The following is a 26,612-nucleotide window of genomic DNA, read 5'->3' on the forward strand; positions in this document are numbered from 1 at the left end:
GATTCCAGTCAGGCGATTTCGGCGGAGGTTACCGGCGTGTGCGGCGCGCTTTTGCAGCGCACCCAGCGCGGGCCGTTCGGGCCATAGACGCCGGCAGGTTCAGGGAACAGATTGAGCAGGATCAGGTACAGCACGCCTGCCAGGCCCAGGGTGACCGGCAGGCTCAGGTCGATACCGCCGGCCAGTTCGCCCAGGGGGCCGACGAACTGCCCGGGCAGGTTGACGAAGCACAGGCCCACCGCCGCGCTGGGGATCCAGGCGCCCATGCCGCGCCAGTTCCAGCCATGCAGGAACCAGTAATGGCCGCCGCGTTGGCCCCGGGTGAACACTTGCAGGTCATCGGCGTGGTAGAAGCCGCGGCGCGTGATCAGGCCGAGGATCATGATCACCATCCAGGGGCTGGTGCAGGTAATGATCAGCACGGCGAAGGTCGACACGCTCTGCACCAGGTTGAAGGTGAAGCGGCCAATGAAGATGAAGGCGATGGCAGCGACGCCGATCAGCAGGGTGGCGCCGGCGCGGCTGAGCAGGCGCGGGAAGACGCTGGACATGTCCAGGCCGGTGCCGTACAGCGCTGTGGTGCCGGTGGACATGCCGCCGATCACTGCGATCAGGCATACCGGCAGGAAGAACCAGCTCGGCGAGATCGCCAGCAGGCCGCCGACATAGTTGTTGGCCGTGATGTAGTCCGGTGCCTGGGTGGCGACCAGGGTCGCGGTGCACAGGCCGAACAGGAACGGGATCAGCGTCGCCACTTGGGCAGCGATCACCGCCAGCATGATGCGCGCCTTGGGCGTCTGGCGTGGGATGTAGCGCGACCAGTCGCCAAGGAAAGCGCCGAACGAGACCGGATTGCTCATCGCCAGGATCGCCGCGCCCACGAATGCCGCCCAGAAGCCTGGCTGACCGAGATTGACGCTGCCGGCGAAGTTGAGGTCGAAGGGGCCAGCGAAGGCGAGGATGCCCAGCAGGAACAGCAGGCTCGAAGCCCACACCGCGATCTTGTTGACCCACAGCATGAAGCGGAAACCAAAGATGCACACCACCAATACCAGCACCGCGAACAGGCCGTAGGCCAGGCCCATGGTCAAGTCGGTTTCCGGCAACCCGGCCAGGCGCTTGGCGCCGCCGACCAGGGCGTCGCCCGAGCTCCATACCGACAGGGAAAAGAACGCTACAGCGGTGAGCAGCGACAGGAACGAGCCGACGATGCGCCCATGCACGCCGAAGTGCGCACCTGACGACACCGCGTTGTTGGTACCGTTGAGCGCGCCGAACAGGCCCATGGGGGCGAGGATCAGGGCGCCGACCCCGACGCCGAGCAGGATCGCCCAGACCCCAGCCTGGAACGACAGGCCGAACAGTACTGGGAAGCTGCCCAGCACCGCGGTGGCAAAGGTATTGGCACCGCCGAAAATCAGGCGGAACAGGTCTAGCGGTGAGGCGTCGCGTTGATCGTCGGGGATCTGTTCGACGCCGTTGGTCTCGATACCGGTCGATTGACTCATGGCAAGGCTCCAGCGCGCATGTTGTAGGTCGTCGCAGGGCGCGACCCTATTGTGGTTGCGTTGGCAGTGCGGCAAGGCCGCGGGAAAGGTCAGGCGTCGGAGACGACCGACAGGTGCTCGTGGCAGGCCAGCCAGCCGTCGTCCTGGCGACGGAAGACGATGGTTTCGCGCTCGGCGAGCGAGTGCTCCTGGCCTGCGATGCGGATGCGGGTGGCCACATCGTGCATGAAGATCGCCACGTCGCCCTGCAGGCTCACGTGTTGATTGCTGGACTGACACGCCAGCACGGCGAAACCTTCGGCTTGCCACTGGGCCCACAGTTGTTCATAGGCGCGGCGCGACAGCAGCGGCTGCGCGAGGGTATGGAAGAGGAAGGTGGCGTCTTCGCTGAAACAGGCGAAATAGCGGGCGGTATCGTTGCTGGCGAAAGCGGCGACGAGGTCGGCGGCGGCCTGGCGTACCTGGAGGGTCTGGTCCACAGCAGTGGCCTCACGGTTATTGTGATTGTGGTGAAGCGATTCTGGTGAGCCTTGGCGGGGGGAAAAATCGCTGGGGATAAATAATCAGTTCAGGAATTTGTGAACCAAGTCATCCCTGACTACAGCAGCGGTTGTGTCACAGCGTCTTGGCCTTGGGGTCGCCTTGCGGGCAATCGCAGGCTCCGCCAGCGCCCAGAAGGTCAGCGGCGGCCTTTGCAACGCTGCTGAAACAGTGATCATTTTTTAGCCACAGAATGGTTGTCGAAATTTTGACGAGGCAGGGCGGGGGCCATTGAGATTTATCATGGTGGCGGTCTATTGACGTAGTGTCATGGTGCCCCATACTCAACCCATATAAAAAGAAAGCTGTTTCTCAATTAAACAGTTTCAATCCTCTTTCAGGGAGGGGATCATGCGCTCGACACTGATCATCAAGTCGATTTTCTTGTTGGTGTTGATGAGTGGCGCAGCTGGTGCTGCGGATTCTTACATCAGCAAGGCGAGTGTAGTGCCTGCCGCGACGGCGGGATGGCTGTTTTCCTTTGCGGTGATTGGGTTTATCGCCCTCGCCAACCGATCGAAAATATAGTGAAAGTTATTCGCTTTTCTGTGCATTAACACCTTTGTTTTAATGCGTACGTTTTAAAAATTGGCGTGCGGTGTATTGCCCTGCGCCGATAAGTGAAAACGATGTGAAAGTTCCTGGAAGAACCGCGTTTTATCAGGACGGAGCAACGGCTTGTGGAATCCCATGTCGTTGCTATATTCCACTTGTCGGCGCCCCCCAGCGGACGCTGCGGGAGCAGGAAGCTTCGTCGATGTGTTTCATCGCGGAAACATCCTCCAGGACGGTCGAGGCGATTGCGGTCGGTACTTGTTTTACGGCAAAGGCGAGCGTTTTCGCCCCGTTCTATTGTGTAGCGCTGGGCATGGCTACTTGACCGGAGGGATCCCGATGTTCCGTTTCCTGATCTCCACACTCTGCGCACTGATGTTCCTGCCGTCGGCGGCCAATGCCGCCGAGCCGAATGCGGCCTACCTGCTGAGCCCTGGCGATGTAATCCTGGTCTCGGTCTGGCAGGAAGAAAACCTTCGCCAGGAGGTGAAGGTGCTTCCCGATGGCAGCATCACCTTCCCGCTTGCCGGGCGCGTTGACGTCGCCGGCCTCGATGCCAGCACGGTCGCCCAGAAGATTGCCAAGAAACTCGAGCAGTACCTGCCCGAGCCGAATGTCAGCGTGGTCGTCACCAGCATCGCCGGTAACCTCGTTTATGTGCAGGGCAAGGTGCTCAAGCCCGGCCCGGTGCTGATGGAAGGCCCCATGGCGGTGTTGCAGGCCCTGAGCATGTCCGGTGGCCTGGACAAGTTCGCCGATGAAGGCTCCATCAAAGTGATCCGGCGCAAGGGTGAGAGCCAGCAAGTGCTGCCCGTGCGCTACCGGGACCTGGTTTCCGGACGTGACATGACCACTAATTTCCAACTGCAGGCCGGCGATACGCTGGTCGTTCCTTGATCCTGCTCTGAGCCTATCGTGTCTGTATTGAAAACTTCCCGGGTCGCCGCGGCGATCCTGATTCTTCCTTGCCCGGCCGTGGTCCAGGCAGCGCTCTGGCACACGTCGGTCGCCGTACCCATGACCGTCGAACATGACAGCAACCCGTTGCTGCTGACCTCTCAGGAGAAGGCAGTGACCAGCACCTACCTCGATCCGGAAGTCGGCCTGCTGGGCACTTTCGATCGCGATCAGTTCGACTTCGGTCTGGGGGCTCATGTGTTGCGCTCATCCGATCGCAACATCCTCGACAACCGCGAGGACCCTCGCGTGCGGCTGGGGTGGCAACGCGATTACGACAAAGGCCGTTATGGCCTGGTGGGGACCTACGTCGAGAGCTCGACGCTGTCCAGTGCGGTACTTGAAACCGGCGTGGTCACCACCGACGGCACGCAGAAGCTCTACACCCTGACCGGCAACTGGAGCCGGCAGCTCAGCGAGCGAGGCCTTCTGGAAAACGAGACCTCGTACGACGACGCCAGCTACGACGTGTCCACGCTGATCGGCTACAAGGAATACGCCAACCGGTTGAGCTACACCTATGCCTGGACCGAGCGCACCGACCTGTTCACCCGGTTCATCTACCGGCGTTACGAACCGGATGATCGCGATGCGGCGATCGCCTCGAACAGCTACACGCCTGTGATCGGCATGACGCACCAGTTCACCGAACGCCTGGAGGGGAGCGTGAACGTCGGCGTCAACGAAGTCTCCGGTGACGGCGGTGGACGCAAGGGGCAGGGCGGCGTGTCGTTGCGCTATCGGGGCGAGCGCATGGACGCCAACGTCGCCGCCGACCGCAGTTCGGTGGCCAGCGGTCAGGGTGGGTTTTCCGAGATCGACACGTTGCGCGGCTCCTGGAGCTACCTGGTCGCCGACACCGATCGGGTCGGGTTCGATGCCAGCTGGCAGGACAGCAAAGGGCAAACGCCCAACAAATTATGGTCGGTTGGCGCCTGGGCCAGTCGAGAGCTCTCGCCATTTTGGGTAGCGCGCCTATCCTTGGTGTACAGAGAGCGCCAGCAAGACAACCTGCCAGATGCCACCGGCACCATTATCGGACTGAGCTTGACCTATAGATTTCCCGACTACTGATTTTTCAGCGGTGTGGTGACTATGAAATCTGAATACGAGCTGTCGATCAGGGACTACATCTCCATCATCAAGGATCGTGCACTGGTGCTGGCGATTGTCATCGTGGTGATCCTCGCGGCGACCGTGGCGGTCGCCGTGGCGGTCCCGCCGGTCTACCAGTCGACCGGGACTATCCTGGTGGAGTCCCAGCAGATATCTCCGGATCTGGTCGCCAACAACAACAACAGCTTTGCCGACGAACGCATCGAGGTGATCCGCCAGCGGGTGATGACCCGCGAAAACCTGCTGCGGATCATCGACAAGTACGGGCTGTTTTCCAGCAAGGCCCGCCAGCTCAGTGACGCCGACAAGGTCGAGCTGATGCGCACCGCGATCTTGGTCGAGACCTTGAGTACCTTCATAAAAGGGCGTGGCGAGGCCACGGTCGCCTTCAACGTGTCCTTCGAACACAAGCAGCCGGAGGTGGCCAGGGAGGTCGCCAACGAGCTGGTGACCTTGTTCCTCAACGAGAACATCAAGCAGCGTACCGAGCGCGCCAGTGAGACCACCGAGTTCCTCAGCCAGGAAGCGGACAAGCTGGGCGCCGAACTGCAGAGCCTCGAGAACCAGTTGGCCGACTTCAAGCAAGCGCATGCCAACGCACTGCCGGAACACCAGACCCTGCGCATGAACATGCTGTCGCGCTCGGAGATGGAGTTCAGGGAAATCGATCGTGACTACAAGGCCGCCCAAGAGGAGTTGCGCTACCTGGACCTGGAACTGGCCGGGGCCAAGGCCGGTGTGCCCAGCACACTCGATGGCGGCAGGCCTCGTACGGCGGAGCCGCCGCAGGATCTGGCCAGCCTGCAGGCCGAGTACACCCAGTTGCTCTCCCGCTACAAGGAAGCGCACCCCGACGTACGTGCGGTCAAGCGCAAGATCGACGCCTTGAAAGCCGGCGGCGGCGCCGGTGGCATTGGCGTCGAGGGTAACCTGGACGTGGCCAAGGTACGCACCCGCATGGCCGCGGCGCAGGAGCGCGTGGCCTCGCTGGCCCAGCAAAAGCGCGACATGTCGCAGAAGATCAACGCCTACGAGGCCGAGATCCTCGAGGCACCCCAGGTCGAGCGTGGGCTGGTCAACCTGATGCGCGACCACGACAACGCCCGCAAGAAGTACGAAGAGATTCGTGCCAAGCAAATGGCGGCGAAGATTTCCGAAAGCCTGGAGCAGGAGAACAAGGCCGAGCGCTTCGTGCTCCTGGAGCCGCCGATGTTGCCGGAAAAACCGGTGAAGCCTAATCGCAAGAAGATCGTCGCGCTGGGCTTCGTCCTGGCCCCGGCCGGCGGTGGCGCACTGGTGATGGTGCTGGAAATGCTCAACCAGCGCGTGCGCGGTGTGGGGGCCCTGGAAAGCATCGTGGGCAAGCGGGTCCTGGTCAGCATTCCGCATATCTCGACCCAGGCCGAGCTTGCGCAGCGGCGGCGTTGGCGCGTGTGGCTGGTGGTCTCGATCCTGGCACTGGCGGTGCTAGGGGTGGTGTTGCTGCACTTCTTCTATATGCCGTTTGACCTCTTGCTGATGAAGGCCATGAGTCGGTTCGGATAGGGACAGCTGCGATGAACAAGATCACGCCGATAGACGAAACGAAAAAGACCGGCGCATCAGCGCCTTCCTCCATCGTGCCGGTCAAGCATCCGGAAGTGCCAGGCCTGTTCGACTATGTGCGCACCAAGGTCGTGCCCTTGCGCCCTGACCATCTGGAGCGTCACCGCATCGTGGCCTACAAGAAGAACTCGGCGATCAGCTCGGCCTTCGACCTGCTGCGCACCCAGGTGCTGCAAGCCATGGAAGAGAACGGCTGGCGCACGCTGGCCATCACCTCGCCGACGCCTGAGGCGGGCAAGACGGTGCTGGCGATCAACCTGGCGATGAGTATCGCCCACCACACCACCAAGACCGCGTTGCTGGTGGACTTCGACCTGCGCAGGCCACGGGTCGGCGCCTGCCTGGGGTTGCCGATGGAGAAGTCGCTCAACGACTACCTGGCCAACGAAGCTGAGTTGTGCGATGCCATGGTCAACCCGACCTTGCCACGCTTTGTGGTGTTGCCGACCCGCGAGCCCATTCCGCTGTCGACCGAATTGTTGTCCTCGCCGCTGGTGAGCAACCTGATCCACGAGTTGCGCGAGCGTTACGAGTCGCGCATCACCATCTTCGACCTGCCGCCGCTGCTGAGCTCCGATGACGCCATCACCCTGCTGCCGAAATTCGATTGCGTGTTGCTGGTGGTGGCCAATGGCATGAACAGCAAGAAGGACATCGAGGACAGCCTGTATCACCTGGGTACCAGTAACCTGATCGGGACGGTGCTGAACAAGGCCGAGGAACAGCCGCGCACCTATTACTGAAATGCTGGCCACTGGGCAAGGGCTGCCGATCAGTTTGGGGAGTACCAAGGGTACTTTTGCTCCCAATGCCAGGCATGCGAGACGATCTGCTCCAGCGCCGCGAAGGCCGGTCGCCAGCCCAGCACGGTCCTGGCCCGGCTGGCATCGGCCACCAGGCGGGGCGGGTCGCCGGCGCGGCGGGGCGCGTCGCTGGTGGCGATCTTGCGCCCGGTCACGCCGCAGGCGGTGTCGATCACTTCCTGCACCGAGAAGCCCAGCCCGTTGCCCAGGTTGAATGCCGTGCTCGCACCGCCGGCGAGCAGGTAGTCCACCGCCAGTGAATGCGCCGCAGCCAGGTCTGCCACATGAATGTAGTCGCGGATACAGGTGCCATCCGGCGTGTCGTAGTCCCGGCCGTACACCGTGATCGTCTCACGCCGTCCGGAGGCCGCCTGCAGAATCAACGGCAGCAGGTGGGTCTCCGGCTCATGGCATTCACCCAGTTCGCCCTCCGGGTCCGCGCCAGCGGCGTTGAAGTAGCGTAGGCACACTGAGCGCAAGCCATAGGCACGGTCGAAATCCTCGAGGATCTGCTCGACCATCCACTTGCTGCGTCCATAAGGGTTGATCGGCTGCTTGGGATGCGCTTCGTCGATGGGCACATGCTGCGGGTCGCCGTATACGGCGGCGGTCGAGGAGAAGATCAGGTGACGGACATTGGCGCGCACCATGGCCTGCAACAGGATCAGGGTCGCGACGACATTGTTCTGGTAGTACTTGGAGGGTTCGACCACCGACTCGCCCACCTGGATGAACGAGGCGAAATGAAACACCGCGCTGAATCGATGCTGGGCGAACAAGGCATCCAAGGCATGGGCGTCGGCGATGTCCAGCCTGACCCAGTTCGGACGTGGCCCGCAGGCGCAATTGTCCGCCACGATGACGTCGTGCCCTGCGCAACGCAGGTGTTTGACCATGTGCGAGCCTATGTAGCCCGCGCCGCCGACAACCAAGAACTTCATCCAAGCCTCCTGGAATCTGTTTGATGTGCAAGCGCGCTCCGGAGGGGCCGGGCGGTCATCCTTAGCAAGCGGATCAGGTGGTCAGCGGGTTGGCCATCTGCATGGGCACGCCCCTGGTTTCTTGGAGCCTAGATGCCTATTTCAAGAACAGCCAATTCGTCATCTGCCTGCCGTCGAAATGGATCAGATAGCGCCCGTCCTGATAGCTGACGGGGTATTCCTGAAGCTGTCCCTGGGCGTTTCGACTGAACAGTTTCAAGCCGTCGACGGCCTGGATCGACAAGGTGCCGTCCAGCGGCTCGACACGAAACGGGGTCCGCTTGTTCGGCTGGGGCTCGGCCCGGGTGCCCAGGGAGATCAACAGGTTTCGCGACTGTTTCAGCGGTTTGCCGTCCAGGCTCTGCACCGCCACGCTCGCGCTGGCGGTCTTGAGCTTGAGCTGGATGTCACCGAGCGCGAGCGTCTTGCCGCCGAGCCAGCCGATGGCCGCCTGGGTCAGCGGTGTGTCGATGGTGTAGAGCCCTTGTTGCCAGTTGCGTCTGAGCTCGCCGGTGTCGCTGCGGGCCTCGCTGGCGTTGGCCGGCAGCAGGGACTGGTTGGGATCCTGGATAACCTTGGCGCCGGCGGGCAGTGCGCTCGCCTGCAGCCACGGCAGCGCCGGTGTCTTTGGCAGGGCAATCTGCAATTTGCCTTTTTCCATGGCTGTGCGCAGCAGCACCGAATCGGCTGGCGAGATGGACTGGTTGAACAAGGTGTCCGAGGTGGGGGCGAAGACGTAGCTTTGGTCGGCTTCGCGTACATCGCCGCGGCGATAGACCAGGGCAGCGGCCGGGAGTGTGGCCAGCTGGCTGGGGTCGTTGTAGGCGTGCCAGTTGCTCGCCGAACGATCCTGATCGCGGAACGGCTCCTGGCTGTAGGCGTAGTGCATCAAGGCGTCCCAGCCCTGATAGCGGGCCGTGGCGGCGACATACAGCGCCAGTGTGTAGCGATCGGCCACAGGCTGGGTGTCGCTTTGCCATTCGTTGTTCCACTCGGTCACGCTCAACGGCCGGCCCACGACCTGGGCCGCGGCGAGCCAATTGACCAGGTTGTCGCTGGTCAGCGGGTTCTTTTCCAGCTGGCCTGCGCCGCCATAGCTGTGGACGTCGATCAGGTCGCCACTGGTCAAGGCCGGCAAGGCGCTCAGGCCATTGCGTCCCCAGGTGCTGGTGGTGACGATGGGCACCTTCACGCCCAAGGCACGCAGGTGATCGATCATCTGCTGGTCGAAGCGTTGCTCCAGATCGTTGAGGAACAGCTTGGATGGGCCATGTTCCCAGGCGCGCCAGGTCTGCTCCTTCGCGAGCCCATGCTGCTTGGCGAAGGCTTCGGCCAATTCCATGTAGCGCTTGATGTGCTGGGTGGGTGTCTTGTCTGGAAGCAGGGCATTGCCGTAATGCCCGGTGAGGTCGTTTTCATTGGTGATCAGTACGGCGGCGATGGCCGGGTCATCCTTGTAGGCAAGGCCGGTGTAGGCGTTGACGTGCTCTAGGTACTGCTCGGCGAAGCGCTTCATCGTCTGGGCGATGGTGTCGTTGACATAGTTGAAGCCCTTGAGGTCGGCGATGGGCTGTTTGTCGCGGTCGGTCAGGCCTTCGCGCTTGGGCAATTCATCGAAGCCGCGGATCTTGTCCCTGGCCATGAGGGCGCGCTGGACGTGCAGGTCCAGCCACACATAGATCCCTTCGTCCTTGAGGCACTTGATCCACCAGTCGATCTTTTGCAAAGACTCTGGGCTCAGGTTCTGGGTGTCCCGCACTTGGTCGTGCTGGCCGAAGATGCTCGGTGTCACCCAATATGAATCGTGGTGATGCAGGCGCACGAGGTTGAATCCCAGGGCCGACAGGCGCTTGGCCTGGGCACGGATTTCGTCATCCGAGGTTTTGAACAGGGCATAGGCCGAGACGTTGGTGCCCCAGAAGCGCGCCGGGGTGCCATCGGCGAATTGCAACCGATCGCCCACTGCCTTGACGAAGCCACGCTTGCCGGCCGGTTTTTCCCCAGCGTTGAGGAACGACAGGTCCACCGGCGAGGTGCGCCAGTCGGTCTGGTCCAGCGGCCAGCGGCTGGTGTCGCCCAGGCCGAAGCGCTCATCGGAGGTCTGGGCCAGCTCGATGCCCTGCGAGACCGTGAGCACACCTTTGATCTGCTGGGTGCCGGGAACGATCTGGTCTTTGTAGAAGAACGCCCGTACTTCGGCGTCGTCAATGGGCTCGATGTACACGCTCGTCAGGGGCGGGTCGAAGCGCATCTCGATGTACGGCCCCTTGGCGCGGTCGCCCCAGCTCCAGCCGCGGTTGCCCGGCAGCAGGTTTGGCTTGCCCATTTCAGTGAACAGGGCGCGGTCGAACTGGAACGAGATGCCGCCGCCCATCACATTGGTTTTGCGGCTGTGGGCCTGCAAGTCGAAAGCCCAGGTCAGGCTCTGCTCCGTGGTCTTGGCTATCTGGGCCTTGAGGTCGAACCCCAGCGTGGAGTTCCTGGCCTGCAGGCTGTAGGTGAAGGGGGCCTCTACCTTGAAGGCGCCGCTGTCGAAGTTTGCCCATTTCCAGTCGGCAGCGAAGAACTTGAACTTGGCCTGCATCGCCAGGTTACCGCCACGGGTCAACTGTGGCAGGCCCTGGCTTTCGTCGATACTGGCGACCCAGTCCTCGGCGTGAGTGACGGGGGGCAATGCCAACAGCAGGGTGAGCAGCAGGGATGAAACCAGGCAGCGTCGTGTCATGCGGGTCACCGGGCGGGCAGGCCGACACCAACGATGCCGGCAGCGTGGGCGAGTTTGAACCGGCGCACCATCTGCACATAGGCAACGGCTACACCGGCGAGGGACCAGTACACCACGGGGATGAACGTGATGCTGCTGACGGTGAAGATCGTGACCAGGATGCCAAGCAGGGTGGCCAGCAAACTGCGCCCGAGTCGGCACAGGTGCTCGTCCTTGTCGGAAAACGTACGCAGTGTCTTGCGCAGGCTCAGCAGCGCGGAGGCGAAGAAGGCGACGAACAGGGCCAGGCCGACCACGCCAAAGCGCAGGGCCAAGTTCAGGTAGGTATTGACGATGTCGATGATGCCTTGGCCCTGGACCATCGACTGCATTTCCGGCGTCTTGCGAAAATCGAACGAGCCGAACCACAGGTTGCGCTCGATGACGATCAGTGAGTTGTCCAGCAGCCGCTCCCGATAGGTGATGTTGTCTTTTTCCAGAGTGCCGATGTACGGCAGCATGTCGATCACCTTCTCGCCCCCCGGCACCACGGCCAGCAACGGCAAGCAGAGCAGGCCGGCGACCGCCAGCATTCCCAGGCGCTTGACCGCGCCACGCCCGGTGGCGATGAACACCACGATGATCACGCCCGTGCCGACCCAGGGCCCGCGCGACAACGGCACGAACAGTCCGGCTGCCAGTAGCAGGGCGCCCAGGGTGCGTTGCAGTGTGCTGCGTACATAGCCTTGGACGAACAGGTACAAGCCGATGCCGACCATCATCAGATAGCCCAGAACGATCGCCTGGCCTGTGGTGGCGCTCGCGCGCAACGCACCGCCCCGGCTCAGGTAGCTGGTCATGTCCATGTGAATGCCCAGCACGTAGGTCAAGGCGTTGTACAACAGCCAGTGGCGCACCGACTCGAAGGTCCCGATCAGTGCCAGCAACATCGTGGCAATCACGAAGCTGAGCAATGCGTCCTTGAAATGGCTGAGTTCCTTGAGTGCCCGGCTGGCCACGTAGTACGGCAGGAAGATATCCAGGAACAGGTACAACGTCTGGCGCAGGGTGTCGGTCAGGCTGGTCTCGCGCAGGTAGAGCAGGTTCATCAGTACCAGGCTGGCGAGCAGGAAGCGGTCAGGCCAGGTGCGCCCGAACGGCAAGGTGTCCGACTCTTGGCGCAGGGCCAGGGCCGCGGGCAGCAGCACGCTCAGGCTGAGCAGGCGGATATGGTCCAGGTCGACCAGGTAGTTGATCACGCCAAAGCCAGGCACCGGTATCGCCGCCGCCGGCATCAGGAACAGCAGCATGAGGAACAGCGCCATCGGGTTGTGCTCGCGCCGTCCGGCAACCAGCAGCACCAGGACGGCAATGACGGCATACACCCAGAAGTTGCCGGACACGAACACCAGCAAGGTGAGCACGAACCAGAGGTTGCGCCGACGCTTGAAGTCGGCTGAACGGATCAGGTCCAGCGCCGGCCGTCGTGCCATGGTGAACACCACGGTGGCCAGGAACAGGATGACGATCAATGCGCGAAGGTGTTCTGGCATAGGCGGTGATGACCTGTCCCTTTGTGATGGACGACGGCTAGCGACATGGCAGATTGAGACTATAGTGACTTTAGCCAATAGGTCAGGGAATGTAGTCATGCCGTCAGTCGACTTATCGCCGCCGACCAGCCTGCGCAAACGCGCATTGGGAGCGGGTGCGTGGAACATGGTCTCCCTGGTCGGTACGCAGGCCCTGCGCCTTGGCGGCAACCTGATCATGGCACGGCTGCTGGTACCGGACATGTTCGGCATCATGGCCATCTCCACTACCTTGTCGGTGGTCCTGCACCTGCTGTCGGATGTCGGCCTGCGCCAGAACATCATCCAGAGTCCGCGCGGCGACGATCCGCTGTTTCTCAATACCGCCTGGACCGTGCAACTGCTGCGCGGCATCCTGCTGTTCGCCGTGACGCTGCTCATCGCCTTTGGCTCCTGGGCGACCCAGCAGATCAACCTGTGGCCAGCCGGATCCTCCTATGCCGCTCCGGAGCTGCCGTTGGTGCTGGCGGTCACCGGCATTTCCGCAGTGATCTACGGCTTGCAGTCCAACACCATCGACTTGGCCGTGCGGGCGTTCCAGCAAAAGCGCGTGGTGATTCTCGAGCTCACGGCGCAGTTCGTCGGATTGCTGGTCATGCTGGTGTTCGGCTACCTCACCCGCTCGATCTGGTCGCTAGTGGCTGCCGGGATCGTCTCCACCCTCGTCTCCACCGTGATGAGCCACGTGCTATTCGAAGGACCACGCAGCCGCTTGTGCTGGGACAAGTCTGCGCTGACCGAGCTGATCAACTATGGCCGCTGGATCCTGTTGTCCTCAATGGTGGGCGTGCTGGCGATGAACGGCGACCGCATCTGGTTTGGCGGGGTGATGTCCACTTTCGACATGGGTGTCTATTCCATCGCCGTGCTGATTCTCTCGGCCGTGCAGGTCGGCTTGCTGAAACTGGGCGGGGCGGTGGTGCTGCCGGCCTTCAGCGAGGCCACTCGCGCTGGCGACAAACCCCGGCTGCTCAAGCTGTACAACCACTTCAGGCTGTACTTCGACACCGCCTGCCTGTTCGCCTGCGGCCTGTTCCTCACGGTCAGCCCGCTGATCATCAGCTGGTTGTACGACGACCGTTACCAGGATGCGGGCCGGATCTTGGCTATTCTTTCATGGTCGTTCTTCACCTTGCGTTACAGCTTGGCCCATCAGGTGTGGCTGGCCGTGGGGCTGACCAAGTACCAGGCCATGGACAACATCATCCGGGCCGTTTCGCTTTGGGTGGGGATGCCAGTGATGCTGGCCATCGGCGGCGTGGACTACGCGATCTGGTGGGTGGCGCTGCATACCTTGCCCACGTTGATCCTGGTGTTCTACGTCAATCGCAAACTGGAGATATTCAGCCTCAAGCGTGAGCTGATGGTCTTGCCGATCATCGCGGTCGGCGCGTTGTGTGGTGAGCTGGTGACGCGGCTTTTCAACGGGTTCTGATTCCATCGCGAATACACTGTCTGTCGCCGTCGGAAACCTAGAATTCAAAGTCAATTTCACGGCATGGGTCTTGGAATCATGGGAAAGCATGACTCTGTTTCCCCGCTGCTAGGACGCAGGGGCTTTCTCAAGGGATGCGCGGTATTGGGTGCAGGCGGGCTGGTCTTCGGGCTTTCCGGGACCGCCACGCGCAAGGTCACTCAGACCGGGGGCTTCGTGGTGATCAACGGATGGGTGTTGCCCGCCGAATACTTTCGCAAGGCCTGAGCATGATCAAGGATTATCAGACGCACAAAGCACTGCGTGATGACTACGACTTCTGCATCATCGGCGGGGGACCTGCGGGCATCACCTTGGCCTTGCGCCTGGCCGAAGCAGGCTGGCGCGTGGTGTTGCTCGAAGGCGGCGGGCACGAGTATTCCCAGCAGTCCCAGGACCTCTATCAATGCACCTCCTCCGGTTTGGAGGCGTATATCCACAATACGCGCCTGCGCTTTCTGGGGGGCACCTCCAATCATTGGGCCGGGCGCTGCCGGCCATTCGAAGCCTCGGACTTTTCTGTCCCGCCGCCGGGCGGCATTCCTGGCTGGCCCATCGCCTATGCCGAGATCGAGCGGTACCTGCCGGCCGCCATGGCCATCGTCGACCTGCCGGAAGGCGCGCACTTCCAGGCGATCAATGTCAGTCGGCTCGGTGATGACTTCGTACCTGACGAGTTCTTGCTCAGCCCGCCCACTCGGTTTGCCCAGAAGTACGCCAAGGCGCTGGAGCAGACGCCAGGGCTGGATGTGTTCATCCACTGCAATTGCGTCGACCTGGAATTCGATCACGCTGCCGATAGGGTCAAGGCTGTAGTGGTGTCCGATTACGATCTGCACCGGGAGCGGGTGATCGCCCGGCAGTTCGTACTGGCCATGGGCGCTGTGGAAAATGCCCGGCAACTGCTCAATAGCGAGTCGCTGGCTGCCGCGGGCGTGGTCAAGCCCGATGGTTTTGTCGGGCGCTGTTTCATGGAGCACCTGAATGTCGACCTGGGCACGTTCATCCTCAATAGCGGAAAAGTGGACAAGCCTCGCCAGTACTTCACCACCGATGCGTTCGTGGCCGAGTATCACGCGGGCAAAGGCAATGTCTCCGCGACGGTGCTGGACGAGGTGACGAACTATGGCCGGACCGCCCAGGTCAAGGACTTCCTCGAGACTCTCAGCTGCGATATGGGAATCGCCCACAAGATCGATTTCATCGCCAAGTTCAACTGCCCCGGCGATGGCGTGCTGAGCACCATGATCGAACAGTTCCCCAACCTGCAGAGCCGCCTTTCGACGATGCAAGAAAAGGACGCGCTGGGCGTGGCCAAAGTGAACATGAACTGGGTACTGAGCGGCGATGACCGCCAGACCATCAAGTGCATAGGCGTCGAACTGGCAAAGCGTTTCGCCGAAAGCGGGCTGGCCTTCGTCAAGTTGAACGACTTCGTCCACGACACGTCCCTGCCCCTGAAAATGTCGCCCCACGCGCACCACATGGGCACCACGCGCATGGCGGCCTCGCCCGATGCCGGAGTGGTCGACCCGGACTGCAAGGTGTTCGGCACAGACAATCTGTATATCGCTGGCAGCAGCATTTTCGCCAAGGGCGGGGCGAGCAATCCGACGATGCCGCTTCTGCAGTTCGCCTTGCGGCTGGCGGACCATCTGGACGCAAAGATGAAGTCTCAGGCGGGAGAGTTCGCCTGAAGGGTGTGACAGCGCGCCTGCAACCTGTGGATGTCTGGCAGCTGCGCTGATGGGGCAGGTACCGTGCGAGGAACGTGCGGCCTGGGTTCGGTTCGACATCGATAGGTTTGCGAGGGCAACAGCATGATGGGATGGCTGAGAAAAATCGTGGCGCATTACGCCATGTCCACCGGACGTGGGGCCGGATTGTACAGGCGCCTGTGCCGCCCCAACGCTATCCAGTGGGGCGCGTACCTGTCGCGCTGGGGGCGGTTTCACTCCACCGGGACCAACGTCCAGATAAACCCGGGATGCAATATCACCGATCCTTCCCTGGTGCGCCTGGGCAACAATTGCGGGCTGTCGGATTGCACGCTGATCGGGCACGACGGTGTGGTGGAGCTGATCGAGGTCATCTACGGCAAGAAGCTCGACTCGGTGGGTTTCATCGATGTCCGTGACAACAGCTGGGTCGCCCATGGGGCGATCGTCATGCCGCGGGTGACCATCGGGCCGAACTCCATCGTGGCCGCAGGGGCGGTGGTGACCAAGGACGTGCCGCCGGGCACGGTCGTTGGTGGCAACCCGGCCAAGGTCCTGTGCACGCTCGAAGACCTGGTCAAGCGGGTCGAGGCGCGCTGCGAGGCCTATCCTTGGATCGACCTGATCAAGAATCGGGCAGATGTCTTCGATCCACAGCTGGAGCCGAAACTGGCTGCCATGCGCGCCGAGTACTTTTACGGCACCGGGAGGCAGGAGACATGACTGAAAAGCTCGTCGATGTGCTGATCGTCAATTACAACACCGCAGGGCTGCTGCAACCGATGTTCGATGCCCTGCGCCGTGGCGAGGGCGCGGATCTGGCGAGCTACTTGGTGGTCGACAACGCCTCGGTCGATGACTCCCTGGAGCGCCTGGCGGCGGTCTGCCCCGAGGCGCTGCTGGTGGCCAATCCGAAGAACGTCGGTTTCGGCCGCGCCAACAACCAGCTGGTCGAGCACCTGCAGGGCAAATACGCTTTGCTGCTCAATACCGACGCCTTCGTCGCGCACGACACCCTGGTGCGAACGGTCGAATACATGGAAGCGCATCCGCAGTGCGGCGTGCTCGGGGTGCGTCTGGTGGGGCGCGAGGGAGACCTGCAGCCCAGCTGCCGGTACTTTCCGACGCCGCTGAACATGTTTGCCGCGCGCACGGGGCTGGAGCGCTTCTTCCCTGGGCTGCAGACCATCGACGAGATGAACTGGGACCACGACTCGGTGCGTGAATGCGACTGGTTGCCAGGCTGTTTCTACCTGGTCCGGCGCGAGGTCATCGAGCAGGTAGGTTTGTTCGACCCGCGCTACTTCCTCTATTACGAGGAAGTGGACCATTGCAAACGGGTCAAGCAGGCTGGCTGGAAAGTCGTGTATTACCCCTACACCACGGTGGTGCACATCGGCGGCGAAAGCTCCAAGTCGGTCACCGAGCTCGAAGCGGCCAGCCGGCAGATCTCGGTGATGCAGATCGAAAGCGAACTGCTGTACTTTCGCAAGCACCATGGCGTGCCAGGGCTTGCGCTGCACATGCTGCTGGTGAGCCTCGGGGACACCTTGCTGGCGCTCAAGGCATTGCTCAAACGACGTGGCTGGGGGGCCGTGAAAGCCAGCTGGAAGCATGCCCGGGCGACCTGGGCGTTGCTCTTCGACACGCGCTTTGCAAGCCAGCCGACACGCTAGGGGGCCGTATGTTCGAGAACGTTCGCGCGGACCTGCGGGCCCATGGAGGCGACTGGGCGGCACAGGGCTTCTGGGTGATGCTGGTCTACCGTTTCGGGCGCTGGCGCTACGGGGTGCGTCCGGCGTTGCTGCGCAAGCTGCTGTCGTTCATCTACAAGGTGCTGTTCAAGCTGGTGCAGATCCTCACCGGCATCGAGCTGCCCTGCGAGGTGGAGCTGGGGCGCAACTTCGTCATCGACCATTTTGGCGGCATCGTGGTCAGCGGCTATGCCCGCTTCGGCGATGACTGCCGCATTCGCAATGGCGTGGTGGTGGGCTTGAAGAACGTGCAGGAGCCCATCGCGCCGGTATTCGGCAACAACGTCGATATCGGCACTGGCGCCAAGGTGCTGGGCAATATCCGCATCGGCAACAACGTGATCATCGGGGCCAACGCGGTGGTGTTGACCGATGTGCCCGACGATTCGCTGGCTGTCGGTGTGCCCGCGGTCATCAAGCCCCGACGCAGTGGCGGATGAATCCATGATGACCGGCATCGGTGTGGTGGTGATCGGGCGCAACGAGGGCTCGCGGCTGGAGCGCTGCTTGGCGTCGCTGGCCGGTGCGGCGGATCAGGTGGTGTATGTCGACTCAGGCTCCACCGACGGGTCTGTGCAGATGGCGCAGGCGCGGGGTATCGAGGTGCTGGCCCTGGACATGACGCAGCCCTTCACTGCCGCGCGTGCGCGCAACGAAGGCTTTGCCTGTTTGCATCGTTTGATGCCTTCGGTGCGCTACGTGCAGTTCGTCGATGGCGATTGCGAAGTGGTCGCCGGCTGGCTGCCCGCGGCGCAGGCCTTTCTCGACCAGCACCCAGAAGTCGCCGTGGTCTGTGGTCGGCGCCGCGAGCGATACCCCACACGTTCGATCTACAACCAGTTGTGCGACCTGGAGTGGGACACCCCGGTCGGCCAGGCCAAGGCTTGTGGCGGCGATGCGCTCATGCGCGCCGATGCCTTCGTCCAAGTGAATGGCTACCGCGCTGACTTGATCGCCGGCGAGGAGCCGGAGTTGTGCGTGCGCCTGCGCGCCCAGGGTTGGAAGGTCTGGCGTCTGGACGCCGAAATGACCCTGCACGACGCGGCCATGACCCGCTTCAGCCAATGGTGGCGGCGCAGCCTGCGCGGCGGCTATGCCTTTGCCGAAGGCGCGTTCCTGCATGGCGCGGCACCCGAGCGCCATTGGCTGCGTGAGTCGCGCCGAGCCTGGGTGTGGGGGCTGGGGATTCCCTTGGCGACCCTGCTGGCCTGCACGTTGTTCGGTTGGGGCGGGCTGTTGCTGTTGCTCGTCTACCCGCTGCAGGTGCTGCGGCTGATGCGCCGGGGGCGCGGGTCGTTGCAGCAGAACGGGTTGCAGGCGGGGTTTCTGGTGTTGGGCAAGTTTCCCGAAATGTGTGGGCAGGTGAAGTTCTTGCTGAAAAGGTTCGGTGTCGGCAAATCCGTGTTGATCGAATACAAGTGAGATGTCCATGACATATCGGTCACTGGTCAAAAGCGTGTTTACCTTGCATCCCGGTTACTCGCTGCGGGCGCTGCACAACAAGCTCCGTCTGGTACGGCACATGGCGCGGGAATGGTCCGGCCTCAATGCGTTCCAGCGGCGTCTGTCGCTTGCCTTGGGCGACAGTGGCCGGGAGCGGCTGGGCATCGATTGCATTGGCCTGGTCCAGTGGCCGTACATCAGCAAGGACTGGCCGGCGTCGATGCGCTTCGATGCGCTGGCCTCGCACTACGAAGTGGTCAGCAGCCGGTGCCCGAGCCTGCTGCTGCTGGGGCGCGAAGAGCGACTGCTGCTCGATGACCTGTCGCGCTATTCACCGGCATGCTCTTTGGTGCTTGATCGGGCGTTCTGGTTCATGCGCGAAGGGGAGTTGGTGCTGAACCTGTTCCAACATGATCTGCGGGTCGCGTCGCTGGCCTTCAGCCTGGGCCTGGAGGACGGCGAGCTGTGCGTGTTCATCGGCGCTGTGCAGGGCATTCACAAAGGCATCGACAGCGAAACGTCACTGTCGATCTATCGGACGCTGACCAAGGATTTCGAAGGGCTGCGCCCGCGCAGCCTGTTGATCGAGGTGCTCCGCCACCTGGCCACGCGCCTGGGCGTCACGCGGCTCTACGCCGTGGGAGATAGCTACCGGCATCATCGCCATGCCTACTTCGGTGCGCAAAAGGCCCAGGAGTTGCCGACCAACTACGATGTCATCTGGCAAGAGCACGGTGCGCTGCCTTCGCAGCGCCAGGACTTCTATGTCATGCCGATCGACGAGGCCCGGCGCAGCCTGGACGATGTCGCGCCCAAGAAGCGCGCGATGTACCGCCGCCGTCATGAGCTGCTGGACGATGTATTCGCCCAGGTGGACGCCACGTTGCGTTTGCAGAGTAAACAATCGGTGAGCGTGAAGGAGGCAGGCTACCCTGAGTCAGGAGTGCACCCATAATCAATCGAACACGCATTCAGTCGGGTCCCTATGCGCATTACGTATTTCGTCAATCAGTACCCGAAGGTCAGCCATAGCTTCATACGCCGTGAAATCCTGGCGCTGGAGCGTCAGGGCTTCATCATCCAGCGCATGGCCTTGCGGGGTTGGGATGCGCAATTGCTGGACGCCGACGACATGGCCGAGCGGGATCAGACCCAGTACGTCCTGCAAGGCGGCCTCAGAGGGCTGATCAAGCCCTTGCTACAGGTGCTGCGGGCCGACCCGCGACGGTTTTTTGCCACACTCTGGCTGGCCCTGCGCCTGGGCTGGCGCGCCGACCGGCCATTGCCTTACCACGTGGTCTACCTGGCTGAAGCCTGCTGGGTGCTGCAGCGATTGCGGGCATTTGGCAGCGAGCATGTGCATGCGCACTTTGGCACCAACTCCACCGAAGTGGTGATGCTGGCCAATGCCCTTGGCGGGCCGGCGTACAGCTTTACCGTGCACGGGCCGGAAGAGTTCGACAAACCCCAGTTTCTCCACTTGGGCGAGAAGGTCCGGCGCGCCGCGTTCGTCGCGGCGATCAGCTCCTACGGGCGCAGCCAGTTGTTCCGTTGGGTCGCCCATGGGCATTGGGCCAAGGTGAAGGTGGTGCATTGCGGCCTGGAGCGGATGTTCCACGACGTGCCGGCAGTACCGGCTCCGGCGGTACCACGGCTGGTGTGCGTGGGGCGGCTGTGCGAACAGAAAGGGCAACTGCTGTTGCTCGAGGCGGCGCGGCGCCTGGCCGAGCGCGGTGTGGCCTGCGAATTGGTGCTGGCGGGCGATGGCGAGATGCGGGCGGATATCGAGGCGCTGATCGCCCGGCACGGCCTGCAGGCCCAGGTGCGCATCACCGGCTGGATCAGCAGCGCGCAGGTGCGTGCCGAGATCCTGGCGGCGCGCGCCCTGGTGCTGCCGAGTTTCGCTGAGGGGCTGCCGGTGGTGATCATGGAGGCCATGGCCCTGCGCCGACCTGTCTTAACGACCTATGTGGCGGGCATCCCCGAGCTGGTCCGCCAGGGTGAGAACGGCTGGTTGTTCAGCGCCGGGGCCGTGGAGGAGCTGGCGCAGGCCATGGCCGACTGCCTGGCGCAACCGGTGGAGGTGCTTCAGCGTATGGGGGAGGCGGCGTATGCGCGGGTGCTTGAGCGCCATGACATCGACACCGAGGCCGGCAAACTGGCCGCATTGTTCAGGGCTCCGGCATGACATGGCTCGTGGCGGGGCTACTGGGGGCGCTGGCGTTGCTCGTGCTGTTGCCGACGCTGGTATTGTTCATCGAGGTGCTGATGGCCTGCCTACCGGCACGGCTGCCGCCTGCGGCCCGCGTGCCGCGTCCGCGTTTGGCGGTGCTGGTGCCGGCCCATGATGAGGCCTCGATCATCATCGCCACGCTGGACAGCATCCGTGCGCAGCTGTGCGAGGGTGATCGACTGCTGGTGGTGGCGGACAACTGCACCGATGACACCGCAGCGCTTGCGCGGGCAGCAGGTGCCGAGGTGGTCGAGCGCTCCGATGCACAGGCGCGGGGCAAGGGTTATGCGCTGGACTTTGGAGTGCGCTACTTGGGTTTCGACCCACCGCCGGTGATCGTCGTGGTCGATGCCGATTGCCAGCTGGGCGATGGCGCGCTCACGCGCCTTGCTACCTGCTGCATCGACAGCGGGCGTCCGGTTCAGGCGTTGTACCTGATGCAGTCGCCTGAGGGCGCAGGGCTCAAGACCCGCGTGGCCGAATTCGCCTGGCGCGTGAAGAACCTGGTGCGTCCACGCGGCTCGGCGCGGCTGGGCCTGCCTTGTCAGTTGATGGGCGCTGGCATGGCGTTCACCTGGCGTGACCTGGCCTCGCTGGAGCTTGCCAGTGGCCATTTGGTCGAGGACCTGAAGATGGGCCTGGACCTGTGCCGCATCGGCAAGGCGCCGTTGTTCTGTCCCGATGCCATGGTCACCAGCTGGTTTCCCGTCAGCGACGAAGGGCTGGGGGCGCAACGCCGACGTTGGGAGCACGGGCACCTGGGCGTCTTGCTCAAGGATGCGCCACGGTTGTTGATCGAAAGCCTCGCCCGTCGCAACGGTGCGTTGTTGGCCCTGGCGCTGGACCTGATGGTGCCACCGCTGGCCTTGCTGGTGTTGGCCTTGGCCGGGGTCTTCTGCCTTTCCTGGTTGGCCTGGTTGCTGCTGGATGTCAGCACCGCGCCCTGGCTGGCGAGCTGCGCAGTGGTACTGCTGGGCATCGCCGTCCTGCTGGCCTGGTACCGGTTCTGCCGAGGGCTGATCGCATTTTCAGTGCTGCTCTACGCGCCGCTCTACGCGGCGAAGAAGATCCCTATCTACCTGGGGTTCCTGGTCAAGCGCCAGGTGGACTGGGTGCGCTCCAAACGGGATGGCAACTGATGCCTATGTCGATCTGGCAAGGCCACTGGAGCACCATCGTCGACAAGCTGCGGGTGGTCGAAGACGCAGAGGATGAGCAACGCTTGCTGGCCCAGTTATCCACACCTGGGGCGCGGCGGGTGCTGGGTTTCGTTAACGCCCATGCCATGAACTTGGTGACCCGCGACCGCGCTTATCTCCAGGCGCTGGCTTCGGCGGACGTGCTGTTGCGCGACGGTTCGGGCATGGCGATCCTGTTGCGCCGGCTGGGGGTGGCGCCTGGCCTGAACATGAACGGCACCGACTTCATTCCCAAGTTGCTGATGGCCTTCAGCGGGCGGCGCGTGGCGTTCTGGGGCACCGAAGCGCCTTTTCTGGAAAACGCAGCACGCAGCAGCGAAGCCCGCTTCGGGGTTCAGGTGACGTCTGTTCACCATGGTTTCGATCAGATCGATACCTACCTGGCCCTGGCGCACCGGCAGCGGCCGGAGCTGATCGTGCTGGGCATGGGCATGCCCAAGCAGGAGGCGGTCGCTGCCCGGCTGGCGCAAAGCGGCGTGCCCTGCGTGGTGGTGTGCGGCGGGGCGATCCTGGATTTTCTCGGCGACAAGGTGACGCGTGCGCCTCGGTGGATGCGGCGCCTGGGCTGCGAGTGGTTGTTCCGACTGCTGCGTGAGCCCAGGCGGCTGTTCAGCCGGTATGTGCTCGGCAATCCATTGTTCCTCTGGCGCACGTTGAGCTATGCGCGAGCGCGTGGTCACTGACAGGGAGTGGTGTCTGCTTCGCAGGTAAACCCGCGAAGGGGGCGACGCGCCTCTGCAACGGCCCAAAAGGGTAAATCCCCGGCGCGGTTCCAAAGTACTGCTACAGTGATATCAAACGCACCCATGTGCCGAGGACCCTCGGCAAACGGGTCGCACTATCGCCCTGGGGAGCATTCCGCGCATTAGCGTGTGATTCAGGTGATCGATAGTCACGGGGACGATCTCCTACGTCATTGACCAGGCGGCACTCGCCGAGTGCGCGTCGGGTCTTTGTCTTTTCAGGATGAATGCGGTTGTTCTTGGCTTGGTAGGAAAGCGTGTGGTTTCTCGGCATCAGTGAGGACGAGCAATGGTTTTCGAACCCAGAAGTAACCGTTCCCTACTCCAGCGCAGACGCAGCATCAGCAACGCCATCCAGGCCGGGCTCGACGGCATCGCGGTGACCGGAGTCGCCTGGTACCTGATCTACCTGCACGTCGGTTACATCACCCCCGATTACGTCATCATGCTGCTGTTGCTGATCGGCGCCCTGGCGGTGGTCTATGACCATTACGCCATCTACCGCAGCAACGTGGGCCTGTCGATCAAGGCGTTCAAGCTGTTCAAGGCCTGGACGGTGACGTTCTGCTTTCTCGTGGCCATGGCGTTTCTCACCAAACAGAGCGAGCAGTATTCGCGCCTGCTGGTGGGCGAGCTCTTCGTCATCGGCTATTTCATCCAGTTGCTGCTGCATTTTCTGGTACGTGAAATCCAGGTGAAGTTCCTGACGCTGCCCTACAGCCAGGAGAACGCCTTGATCATCGGCTCCGGTGAACTGGCGACCTTCCTGCACAAGAAGATCAGCAACAACCCCTGGCTGGGCGAGAAGATCGTCGGCTGCGTGCACATCGGTGAGACGGAGCTGCAAGTAGGGGCGCAGGAGGGAGAGGGTGGCCCGGTGATCCTGGGCGATATTTCCCAGCTGGATGACATCGTGGTACGTCATGGCATCAAGACCGTCTACCTGGTCACGCCGCTGGAAGGCTCGCAACTGATCCGAGATGTGTACCTGCGGCTGCTGGACAAGTGCGTTTCGGTCAATTGGATTCCCGACATCTTCTCGCTGCGGCTGATCAACCACAGCGTGCGCGAAATTGCCGGTATCCCTGTGCTCACGCTTTCCGAAACGCCGCTCACCGGCACCAGCCTGTTCCTCAAGAACCTCGAAGACAAACTGCTGGCCGCATTGATTGTGCTGTGTGCCGCACCGGTCCTGCTCATCATCGCTGTGGCCATCAAGCTCGACAGCCCGGGGCCAGTGTTCTTCCGCCAGGAGCGCATGGGCTGGAGCGGCGAGACCTTTCGTATCTGGAAATTCAGGAGCATGTTCGTGCACCAGCCCGAAACCGGGGTGCTTCAACAGGCGCAGAAGAACGACCCGCGCATGACCCGGGTCGGGGCGTTCATTCGCCGCACCAGCCTCGACGAGTTGCCGCAGCTGTTCAATGTACTGATGGGCGAGATGTCCCTGGTGGGGCCACGTCCGCACGCCATCCAGCACGACACTCAGTATTCCCGGGACATCGCCGACTATTTCGCGCGCAACAACATCAAGCCCGGCATGACAGGGTTGGCGCAGGTGCGCGGTTACCGGGGGGAGACCAAGGATCTGGGACAAATGATCCAGCGGGTCGACTCGGACATCGAATACATCAACAACTGGTCGGTGTGGCTGGATTTCATCATTCTCGTGCGCACGCTTTCGGCGTTCACCGGCAAGCAGGCGTACTAGCGCGTCAGGCGTGTCTGGATCATCGGCATCGGGTTCAGGTGCGCGTAGCGGCTGCGCAAGGTCTCGATCAATGACGGGCTTGGTACCCGGGAGCAATGCAAGTACACCTTGGACAACCCGCCAAAGCCCATTTCCCGGTAGCGGCTGGCGATCTCTTCATCGCTCGGCCCCTCGGGCACACCCAGGTGCAAGGTCAGCCGGCCATCCTCCACCGCGAACAGCGGCGTACTCCAGAGGAACCATTCCGAGCCGGTGCGGGGGAGCCTGACAAAGAAGTGGGCATGGTTGCCCAACGTATCGACGTCGCCGCCGCGGCGTCTTTTCCATTCCAGCAGCCCATCGTCGGGGCGGGCCAGGCAGCAGCCAATGTCGTAGTAGTCGAAGCCGTTCTCCAGCGCCCACTCCAACGCCATGAAGGTGGTGATCGAGTTGACCTCGCGCAGCTGCTTGGCATCGGCGAAAACCGACTCGGGGTAGCCGAAGCGAATGGTGCTCCAGTAGCGCTTACCGGCACGGGTGATGACGCAGCCCAGGTGGCAGGCCACCACTTCATCGTCCCGCAGGATCAGGTCCAGTCGGCCTGCGGACTTGGCGAGCCTGAAGACTTCGGCAGTGGCAATCTGCGAGGCGGACGCCCCATGGCGAGCCTTGGCGTAGGGTTGCAGCATCGTCGTGTCGGCATGGGCGATCTCTTCGTCGGTGGCTGCCGGGCGCATGTGATAGCGCGGCCGGTGCTTGCGCAGGCTGCGTCGCAACTCACTGTTGTAGGTGGCGACGATGCTGTCCAGGGAGCGCCCTAGTGGCACCACGGCGCTCAGAAAGTGCGGCACCTGCAGGGCACCGGGCACCGGTACTTCGCTGGCCAGTACCACGGCATCGCTGGTCGCGCTGGCCGGCGTGGTCGCCCCCATCAGCAACTTGGCCAGGTCGCGGTGGGCTTTGCGGCCCAGGTAGATCACCTCGTGACTGCTCTGTTGATCGGGTTTGAAGCGGCTGCGCTCCCAGCGCCATAGGCAGGCGCGGCTGGCCAGGTCCTTGAGCCTGGCCGACGCGGCCCTGATCTCGAAGCGGACCGACGGCGAAATGCACTGCCTGGCCAGTAGGGCGAGCTGTTCTTTCATCGCGGTGCTGGCGCTCCTTCAGGGGGCATGTGCATACCTAGAACGAGTAAAGATGTGAAACAGCCAGCTCGCAAGGCAGGGGCTCAGTGTTCACGCAATGGAACGCTGAGGTCCGATTTGAGTATCTAGCGACTGTCCACTCGTCGGACTAACGTTGTGTCTATTGTTTTTTCAGAAGGGGCGCCGACCGCCGAATCGAGCCGACTGACGGTCGCTTGGCATGGCCGGTGTTGCCTACGCTGATAGTCCCGCACATCAATTGTGGGCAGGCGACAACTGGATTGCGCACGTCCAAAAATCCCACCGAAGAAAGGAGCATTACCATGGCTTTCCAATACAAGCGTCTGGACAAGAACGACGCCGCTGTCTTGCTGGTCGATCACCAGACGGGTCTGCTCTCCCTGGTGCGTGATATCGAACCGGATCGCTTCAAGAACAACGTGCTGGCCCTCTCGGACCTGGCCAAGTACTTCAAGCTGCCGACCATCCTTACCACCAGCTTCGAAAACGGCCCCAACGGCCCGCTGGTGCCTGAGCTCAAGGCGCAGTTCCCGGATGCGCCCTATATCGCCCGCCCCGGCAACATCAACGCCTGGGACAATGAAGACTTCGTCAAGGCGGTGAAGGCCACCGGCAAGAAGCAACTGATCATCGCCGGTGTGGTGACCGAGGTGTGCGTGGCCTTCCCGGCGCTGTCGGCCCTGGAAGAGGGCTTCGATGTGTTCGTGGTCACCGATGCCTCCGGGACCTTCAACGAACTGACCCGTGATTCGGCCTGGCGCCGCATGGAGGCGGCCGGTGCGCAGTTGATGACCTGGTTCGGTGTGGCCTGTGAGCTGCACCGCGACTGGCGCAA

At 62.6% G+C, this 26,612-nt stretch carries 24 protein-coding genes; 18 read left to right on the forward strand and 6 right to left on the reverse strand.

The window, feature by feature from the left end:
• Positions 1–8: 8 nt before the first annotated feature.
• A complete protein-coding gene (locus tag HMPREF3173_RS22480; protein WP_070576882.1) occupies positions 9–1,508 on the reverse strand; it encodes a purine-cytosine permease family protein in 1,500 nt (499 codons plus the stop codon).
• Positions 1,509–1,597: 89 nt separating this feature from the next.
• Positions 1,598–1,987, reverse strand: a complete 390-nt coding sequence (locus HMPREF3173_RS22485) for a YybH family protein (protein ID WP_070576886.1) — start codon at positions 1,985–1,987, stop codon at positions 1,598–1,600.
• 412 nt (positions 1,988–2,399) lie between these two features.
• Between HMPREF3173_RS22485 and eppA the strand changes: the two genes are divergently transcribed.
• The 5 genes from eppA (at position 2,400) to HMPREF3173_RS22505 (ending at position 7,024) form a co-directional block, all read left to right on the forward strand.
• Positions 2,400–2,576 carry an EPS-associated small membrane protein EppA gene (gene eppA, locus HMPREF3173_RS24660; protein ID WP_167358099.1) on the forward strand — a complete coding sequence of 59 codons (177 nt, stop codon included), beginning with the start codon at positions 2,400–2,402 and terminating at the stop codon, positions 2,574–2,576.
• A gap of 366 nt (positions 2,577–2,942) precedes the next feature.
• The gene (locus HMPREF3173_RS22490; RefSeq protein ID WP_070576889.1) at positions 2,943–3,500 is read left to right on the forward strand and encodes a polysaccharide biosynthesis/export family protein; all 558 of its coding nucleotides are present in this window, start codon (positions 2,943–2,945) and stop codon (positions 3,498–3,500) included.
• Between the two features lie 18 nt (positions 3,501–3,518).
• Positions 3,519–4,634 carry a hypothetical protein gene (locus tag HMPREF3173_RS22495; protein WP_043208514.1) on the forward strand — a complete coding sequence of 372 codons (1,116 nt, stop codon included), beginning with the start codon at positions 3,519–3,521 and terminating at the stop codon, positions 4,632–4,634.
• 21 nt (positions 4,635–4,655) lie between these two features.
• A complete protein-coding gene (locus tag HMPREF3173_RS22500) occupies positions 4,656–6,221 on the forward strand; it encodes a GumC family protein (protein ID WP_070576893.1) in 1,566 nt (521 codons plus the stop codon).
• A gap of 11 nt (positions 6,222–6,232) precedes the next feature.
• Positions 6,233–7,024 (forward strand): CpsD/CapB family tyrosine-protein kinase, encoded by a 792-nt coding sequence (locus HMPREF3173_RS22505; protein WP_043208519.1) that lies wholly within the window; start codon positions 6,233–6,235, stop codon positions 7,022–7,024.
• Positions 7,025–7,053: 29 nt separating this feature from the next.
• On the opposite strand, the gene galE is transcribed toward HMPREF3173_RS22505, so the two are convergent.
• From galE to HMPREF3173_RS22520, 3 genes are all read right to left on the reverse strand, one after another.
• Positions 7,054–8,025 carry a UDP-glucose 4-epimerase GalE gene (gene galE / locus HMPREF3173_RS22510; protein ID WP_070576895.1) on the reverse strand — a complete coding sequence of 324 codons (972 nt, stop codon included), beginning with the start codon at positions 8,023–8,025 and terminating at the stop codon, positions 7,054–7,056.
• A 136-nt stretch (positions 8,026–8,161) separates the two neighbouring features.
• Positions 8,162–10,798 (reverse strand): glycoside hydrolase 5 family protein, encoded by a 2,637-nt coding sequence (locus HMPREF3173_RS22515; protein WP_070576897.1) that lies wholly within the window; start codon positions 10,796–10,798, stop codon positions 8,162–8,164.
• Positions 10,795–12,321 (reverse strand): O-antigen ligase family protein, encoded by a 1,527-nt coding sequence (locus HMPREF3173_RS22520; protein ID WP_070576901.1) that lies wholly within the window; start codon positions 12,319–12,321, stop codon positions 10,795–10,797. The genes HMPREF3173_RS22515 and HMPREF3173_RS22520 overlap by 4 nt, the downstream gene beginning before the upstream one ends.
• 97 nt (positions 12,322–12,418) lie before the next feature.
• On the opposite strand from HMPREF3173_RS22520, the gene HMPREF3173_RS22525 reads away from it, so the two are divergent.
• The 12 genes from HMPREF3173_RS22525 to HMPREF3173_RS22580 all read left to right on the forward strand — a co-directional run bounded on the left by HMPREF3173_RS22525 (position 12,419) and on the right by HMPREF3173_RS22580 (position 24,635).
• The gene (locus HMPREF3173_RS22525) at positions 12,419–13,795 is read left to right on the forward strand and encodes an oligosaccharide flippase family protein (protein ID WP_070576904.1); all 1,377 of its coding nucleotides are present in this window, start codon (positions 12,419–12,421) and stop codon (positions 13,793–13,795) included.
• A 78-nt stretch (positions 13,796–13,873) separates the two neighbouring features.
• The gene (locus tag HMPREF3173_RS22530; RefSeq protein WP_043208541.1) at positions 13,874–14,062 is read left to right on the forward strand and encodes a twin-arginine translocation signal domain-containing protein; all 189 of its coding nucleotides are present in this window, start codon (positions 13,874–13,876) and stop codon (positions 14,060–14,062) included.
• Between the two features lie 2 nt (positions 14,063–14,064).
• Complete coding sequence (locus tag HMPREF3173_RS22535; protein ID WP_070576907.1) at positions 14,065–15,531, forward strand: FAD-dependent oxidoreductase; 1,467 nt, start codon at positions 14,065–14,067, stop codon at positions 15,529–15,531.
• Between the two features lie 123 nt (positions 15,532–15,654).
• On the forward strand, positions 15,655–16,275 hold the full coding sequence (locus HMPREF3173_RS22540; RefSeq protein WP_043208529.1) for an acyltransferase: 621 nt from the start codon (positions 15,655–15,657) through the stop codon (positions 16,273–16,275).
• On the forward strand, positions 16,272–17,228 hold the full coding sequence (locus tag HMPREF3173_RS22545) for a glycosyltransferase family 2 protein (protein ID WP_070576911.1): 957 nt from the start codon (positions 16,272–16,274) through the stop codon (positions 17,226–17,228). Before HMPREF3173_RS22540 ends, HMPREF3173_RS22545 begins: the two co-directional genes overlap by 4 nt.
• A gap of 8 nt (positions 17,229–17,236) precedes the next feature.
• On the forward strand, positions 17,237–17,746 hold the full coding sequence (locus HMPREF3173_RS22550; protein WP_043208531.1) for a serine O-acetyltransferase: 510 nt from the start codon (positions 17,237–17,239) through the stop codon (positions 17,744–17,746).
• Positions 17,747–17,750: 4 nt separating this feature from the next.
• Positions 17,751–18,728, forward strand: a complete 978-nt coding sequence (locus tag HMPREF3173_RS22555; RefSeq protein WP_043208532.1) for a glycosyltransferase family 2 protein — start codon at positions 17,751–17,753, stop codon at positions 18,726–18,728.
• A 7-nt stretch (positions 18,729–18,735) separates the two neighbouring features.
• Complete coding sequence (locus tag HMPREF3173_RS22560; RefSeq protein WP_083300120.1) at positions 18,736–19,704, forward strand: DUF535 family protein; 969 nt, start codon at positions 18,736–18,738, stop codon at positions 19,702–19,704.
• A gap of 30 nt (positions 19,705–19,734) precedes the next feature.
• Positions 19,735–20,937, forward strand: a complete 1,203-nt coding sequence (locus tag HMPREF3173_RS22565; RefSeq protein WP_070576918.1) for a glycosyltransferase family 4 protein — start codon at positions 19,735–19,737, stop codon at positions 20,935–20,937.
• Positions 20,934–22,121 carry a glycosyltransferase family 2 protein gene (locus tag HMPREF3173_RS22570; protein WP_070576923.1) on the forward strand — a complete coding sequence of 396 codons (1,188 nt, stop codon included), beginning with the start codon at positions 20,934–20,936 and terminating at the stop codon, positions 22,119–22,121. The genes HMPREF3173_RS22565 and HMPREF3173_RS22570 overlap by 4 nt, the downstream gene beginning before the upstream one ends.
• A gap of 5 nt (positions 22,122–22,126) precedes the next feature.
• Positions 22,127–22,864 (forward strand): WecB/TagA/CpsF family glycosyltransferase, encoded by a 738-nt coding sequence (locus HMPREF3173_RS22575; protein ID WP_070576925.1) that lies wholly within the window; start codon positions 22,127–22,129, stop codon positions 22,862–22,864.
• Positions 22,865–23,213: 349 nt separating this feature from the next.
• The gene (locus HMPREF3173_RS22580; RefSeq protein WP_043214886.1) at positions 23,214–24,635 is read left to right on the forward strand and encodes an undecaprenyl-phosphate glucose phosphotransferase; all 1,422 of its coding nucleotides are present in this window, start codon (positions 23,214–23,216) and stop codon (positions 24,633–24,635) included.
• Here HMPREF3173_RS22580 and HMPREF3173_RS22585 read toward each other — a convergent pair.
• Entirely contained in the window at positions 24,632–25,756 is a 1,125-nt protein-coding gene (locus tag HMPREF3173_RS22585) for a GNAT family N-acetyltransferase (protein WP_070576927.1), read from the reverse strand. The genes HMPREF3173_RS22580 and HMPREF3173_RS22585 overlap by 4 nt on opposite strands.
• Before the next feature lie 323 nt (positions 25,757–26,079).
• Here HMPREF3173_RS22585 and ycaC point away from each other — a divergent pair.
• Positions 26,080–26,612 (forward strand): isochorismate family cysteine hydrolase YcaC (ycaC, locus tag HMPREF3173_RS22590; protein ID WP_256544544.1); only part of this gene is annotated, 533 nt, incomplete at its 3' end.

Source organism: Pseudomonas sp. HMSC08G10, from assembly GCF_001808425.1.
Lineage (GTDB): Bacteria > Pseudomonadota > Gammaproteobacteria > Pseudomonadales > Pseudomonadaceae > Aquipseudomonas > Aquipseudomonas guariconensis.

What these genes read in the sequence shown, in the direction of transcription:
- HMPREF3173_RS22480 (WP_070576882.1), bottom strand. Translation starts at nt 1,508, where the DNA reads ATGAGTCAATCGACCGGTATCGAGACCAACGGCGTCGAACAGATCCCC.
- eppA (WP_167358099.1), top strand. Translation starts at nt 2,400, where the DNA reads ATGCGCTCGACACTGATCATCAAGTCGATTTTCTTGTTGGTGTTGATG.
- HMPREF3173_RS22490 (WP_070576889.1), top strand. Translation starts at nt 2,943, where the DNA reads ATGTTCCGTTTCCTGATCTCCACACTCTGCGCACTGATGTTCCTGCCG.
- HMPREF3173_RS22500 (WP_070576893.1), top strand. Translation starts at nt 4,656, where the DNA reads ATGAAATCTGAATACGAGCTGTCGATCAGGGACTACATCTCCATCATC.
- HMPREF3173_RS22505 (WP_043208519.1), top strand. Translation starts at nt 6,233, where the DNA reads ATGAACAAGATCACGCCGATAGACGAAACGAAAAAGACCGGCGCATCA.
- galE (WP_070576895.1), bottom strand. Translation starts at nt 8,025, where the DNA reads ATGAAGTTCTTGGTTGTCGGCGGCGCGGGCTACATAGGCTCGCACATG.
- HMPREF3173_RS22520 (WP_070576901.1), bottom strand. Translation starts at nt 12,321, where the DNA reads ATGCCAGAACACCTTCGCGCATTGATCGTCATCCTGTTCCTGGCCACC.
- HMPREF3173_RS22525 (WP_070576904.1), top strand. Translation starts at nt 12,419, where the DNA reads ATGCCGTCAGTCGACTTATCGCCGCCGACCAGCCTGCGCAAACGCGCA.
- HMPREF3173_RS22530 (WP_043208541.1), top strand. Translation starts at nt 13,874, where the DNA reads ATGGGAAAGCATGACTCTGTTTCCCCGCTGCTAGGACGCAGGGGCTTT.
- HMPREF3173_RS22535 (WP_070576907.1), top strand. Translation starts at nt 14,065, where the DNA reads ATGATCAAGGATTATCAGACGCACAAAGCACTGCGTGATGACTACGAC.
- HMPREF3173_RS22540 (WP_043208529.1), top strand. Translation starts at nt 15,655, where the DNA reads ATGATGGGATGGCTGAGAAAAATCGTGGCGCATTACGCCATGTCCACC.
- HMPREF3173_RS22545 (WP_070576911.1), top strand. Translation starts at nt 16,272, where the DNA reads ATGACTGAAAAGCTCGTCGATGTGCTGATCGTCAATTACAACACCGCA.
- HMPREF3173_RS22550 (WP_043208531.1), top strand. Translation starts at nt 17,237, where the DNA reads ATGTTCGAGAACGTTCGCGCGGACCTGCGGGCCCATGGAGGCGACTGG.
- HMPREF3173_RS22555 (WP_043208532.1), top strand. Translation starts at nt 17,751, where the DNA reads ATGATGACCGGCATCGGTGTGGTGGTGATCGGGCGCAACGAGGGCTCG.
- HMPREF3173_RS22560 (WP_083300120.1), top strand. Translation starts at nt 18,736, where the DNA reads ATGACATATCGGTCACTGGTCAAAAGCGTGTTTACCTTGCATCCCGGT.
- HMPREF3173_RS22565 (WP_070576918.1), top strand. Translation starts at nt 19,735, where the DNA reads ATGCGCATTACGTATTTCGTCAATCAGTACCCGAAGGTCAGCCATAGC.
- HMPREF3173_RS22570 (WP_070576923.1), top strand. Translation starts at nt 20,934, where the DNA reads ATGACATGGCTCGTGGCGGGGCTACTGGGGGCGCTGGCGTTGCTCGTG.
- HMPREF3173_RS22575 (WP_070576925.1), top strand. Translation starts at nt 22,127, where the DNA reads ATGTCGATCTGGCAAGGCCACTGGAGCACCATCGTCGACAAGCTGCGG.
- HMPREF3173_RS22580 (WP_043214886.1), top strand. Translation starts at nt 23,214, where the DNA reads ATGGTTTTCGAACCCAGAAGTAACCGTTCCCTACTCCAGCGCAGACGC.
- HMPREF3173_RS22585 (WP_070576927.1), bottom strand. Translation starts at nt 25,756, where the DNA reads ATGAAAGAACAGCTCGCCCTACTGGCCAGGCAGTGCATTTCGCCGTCG.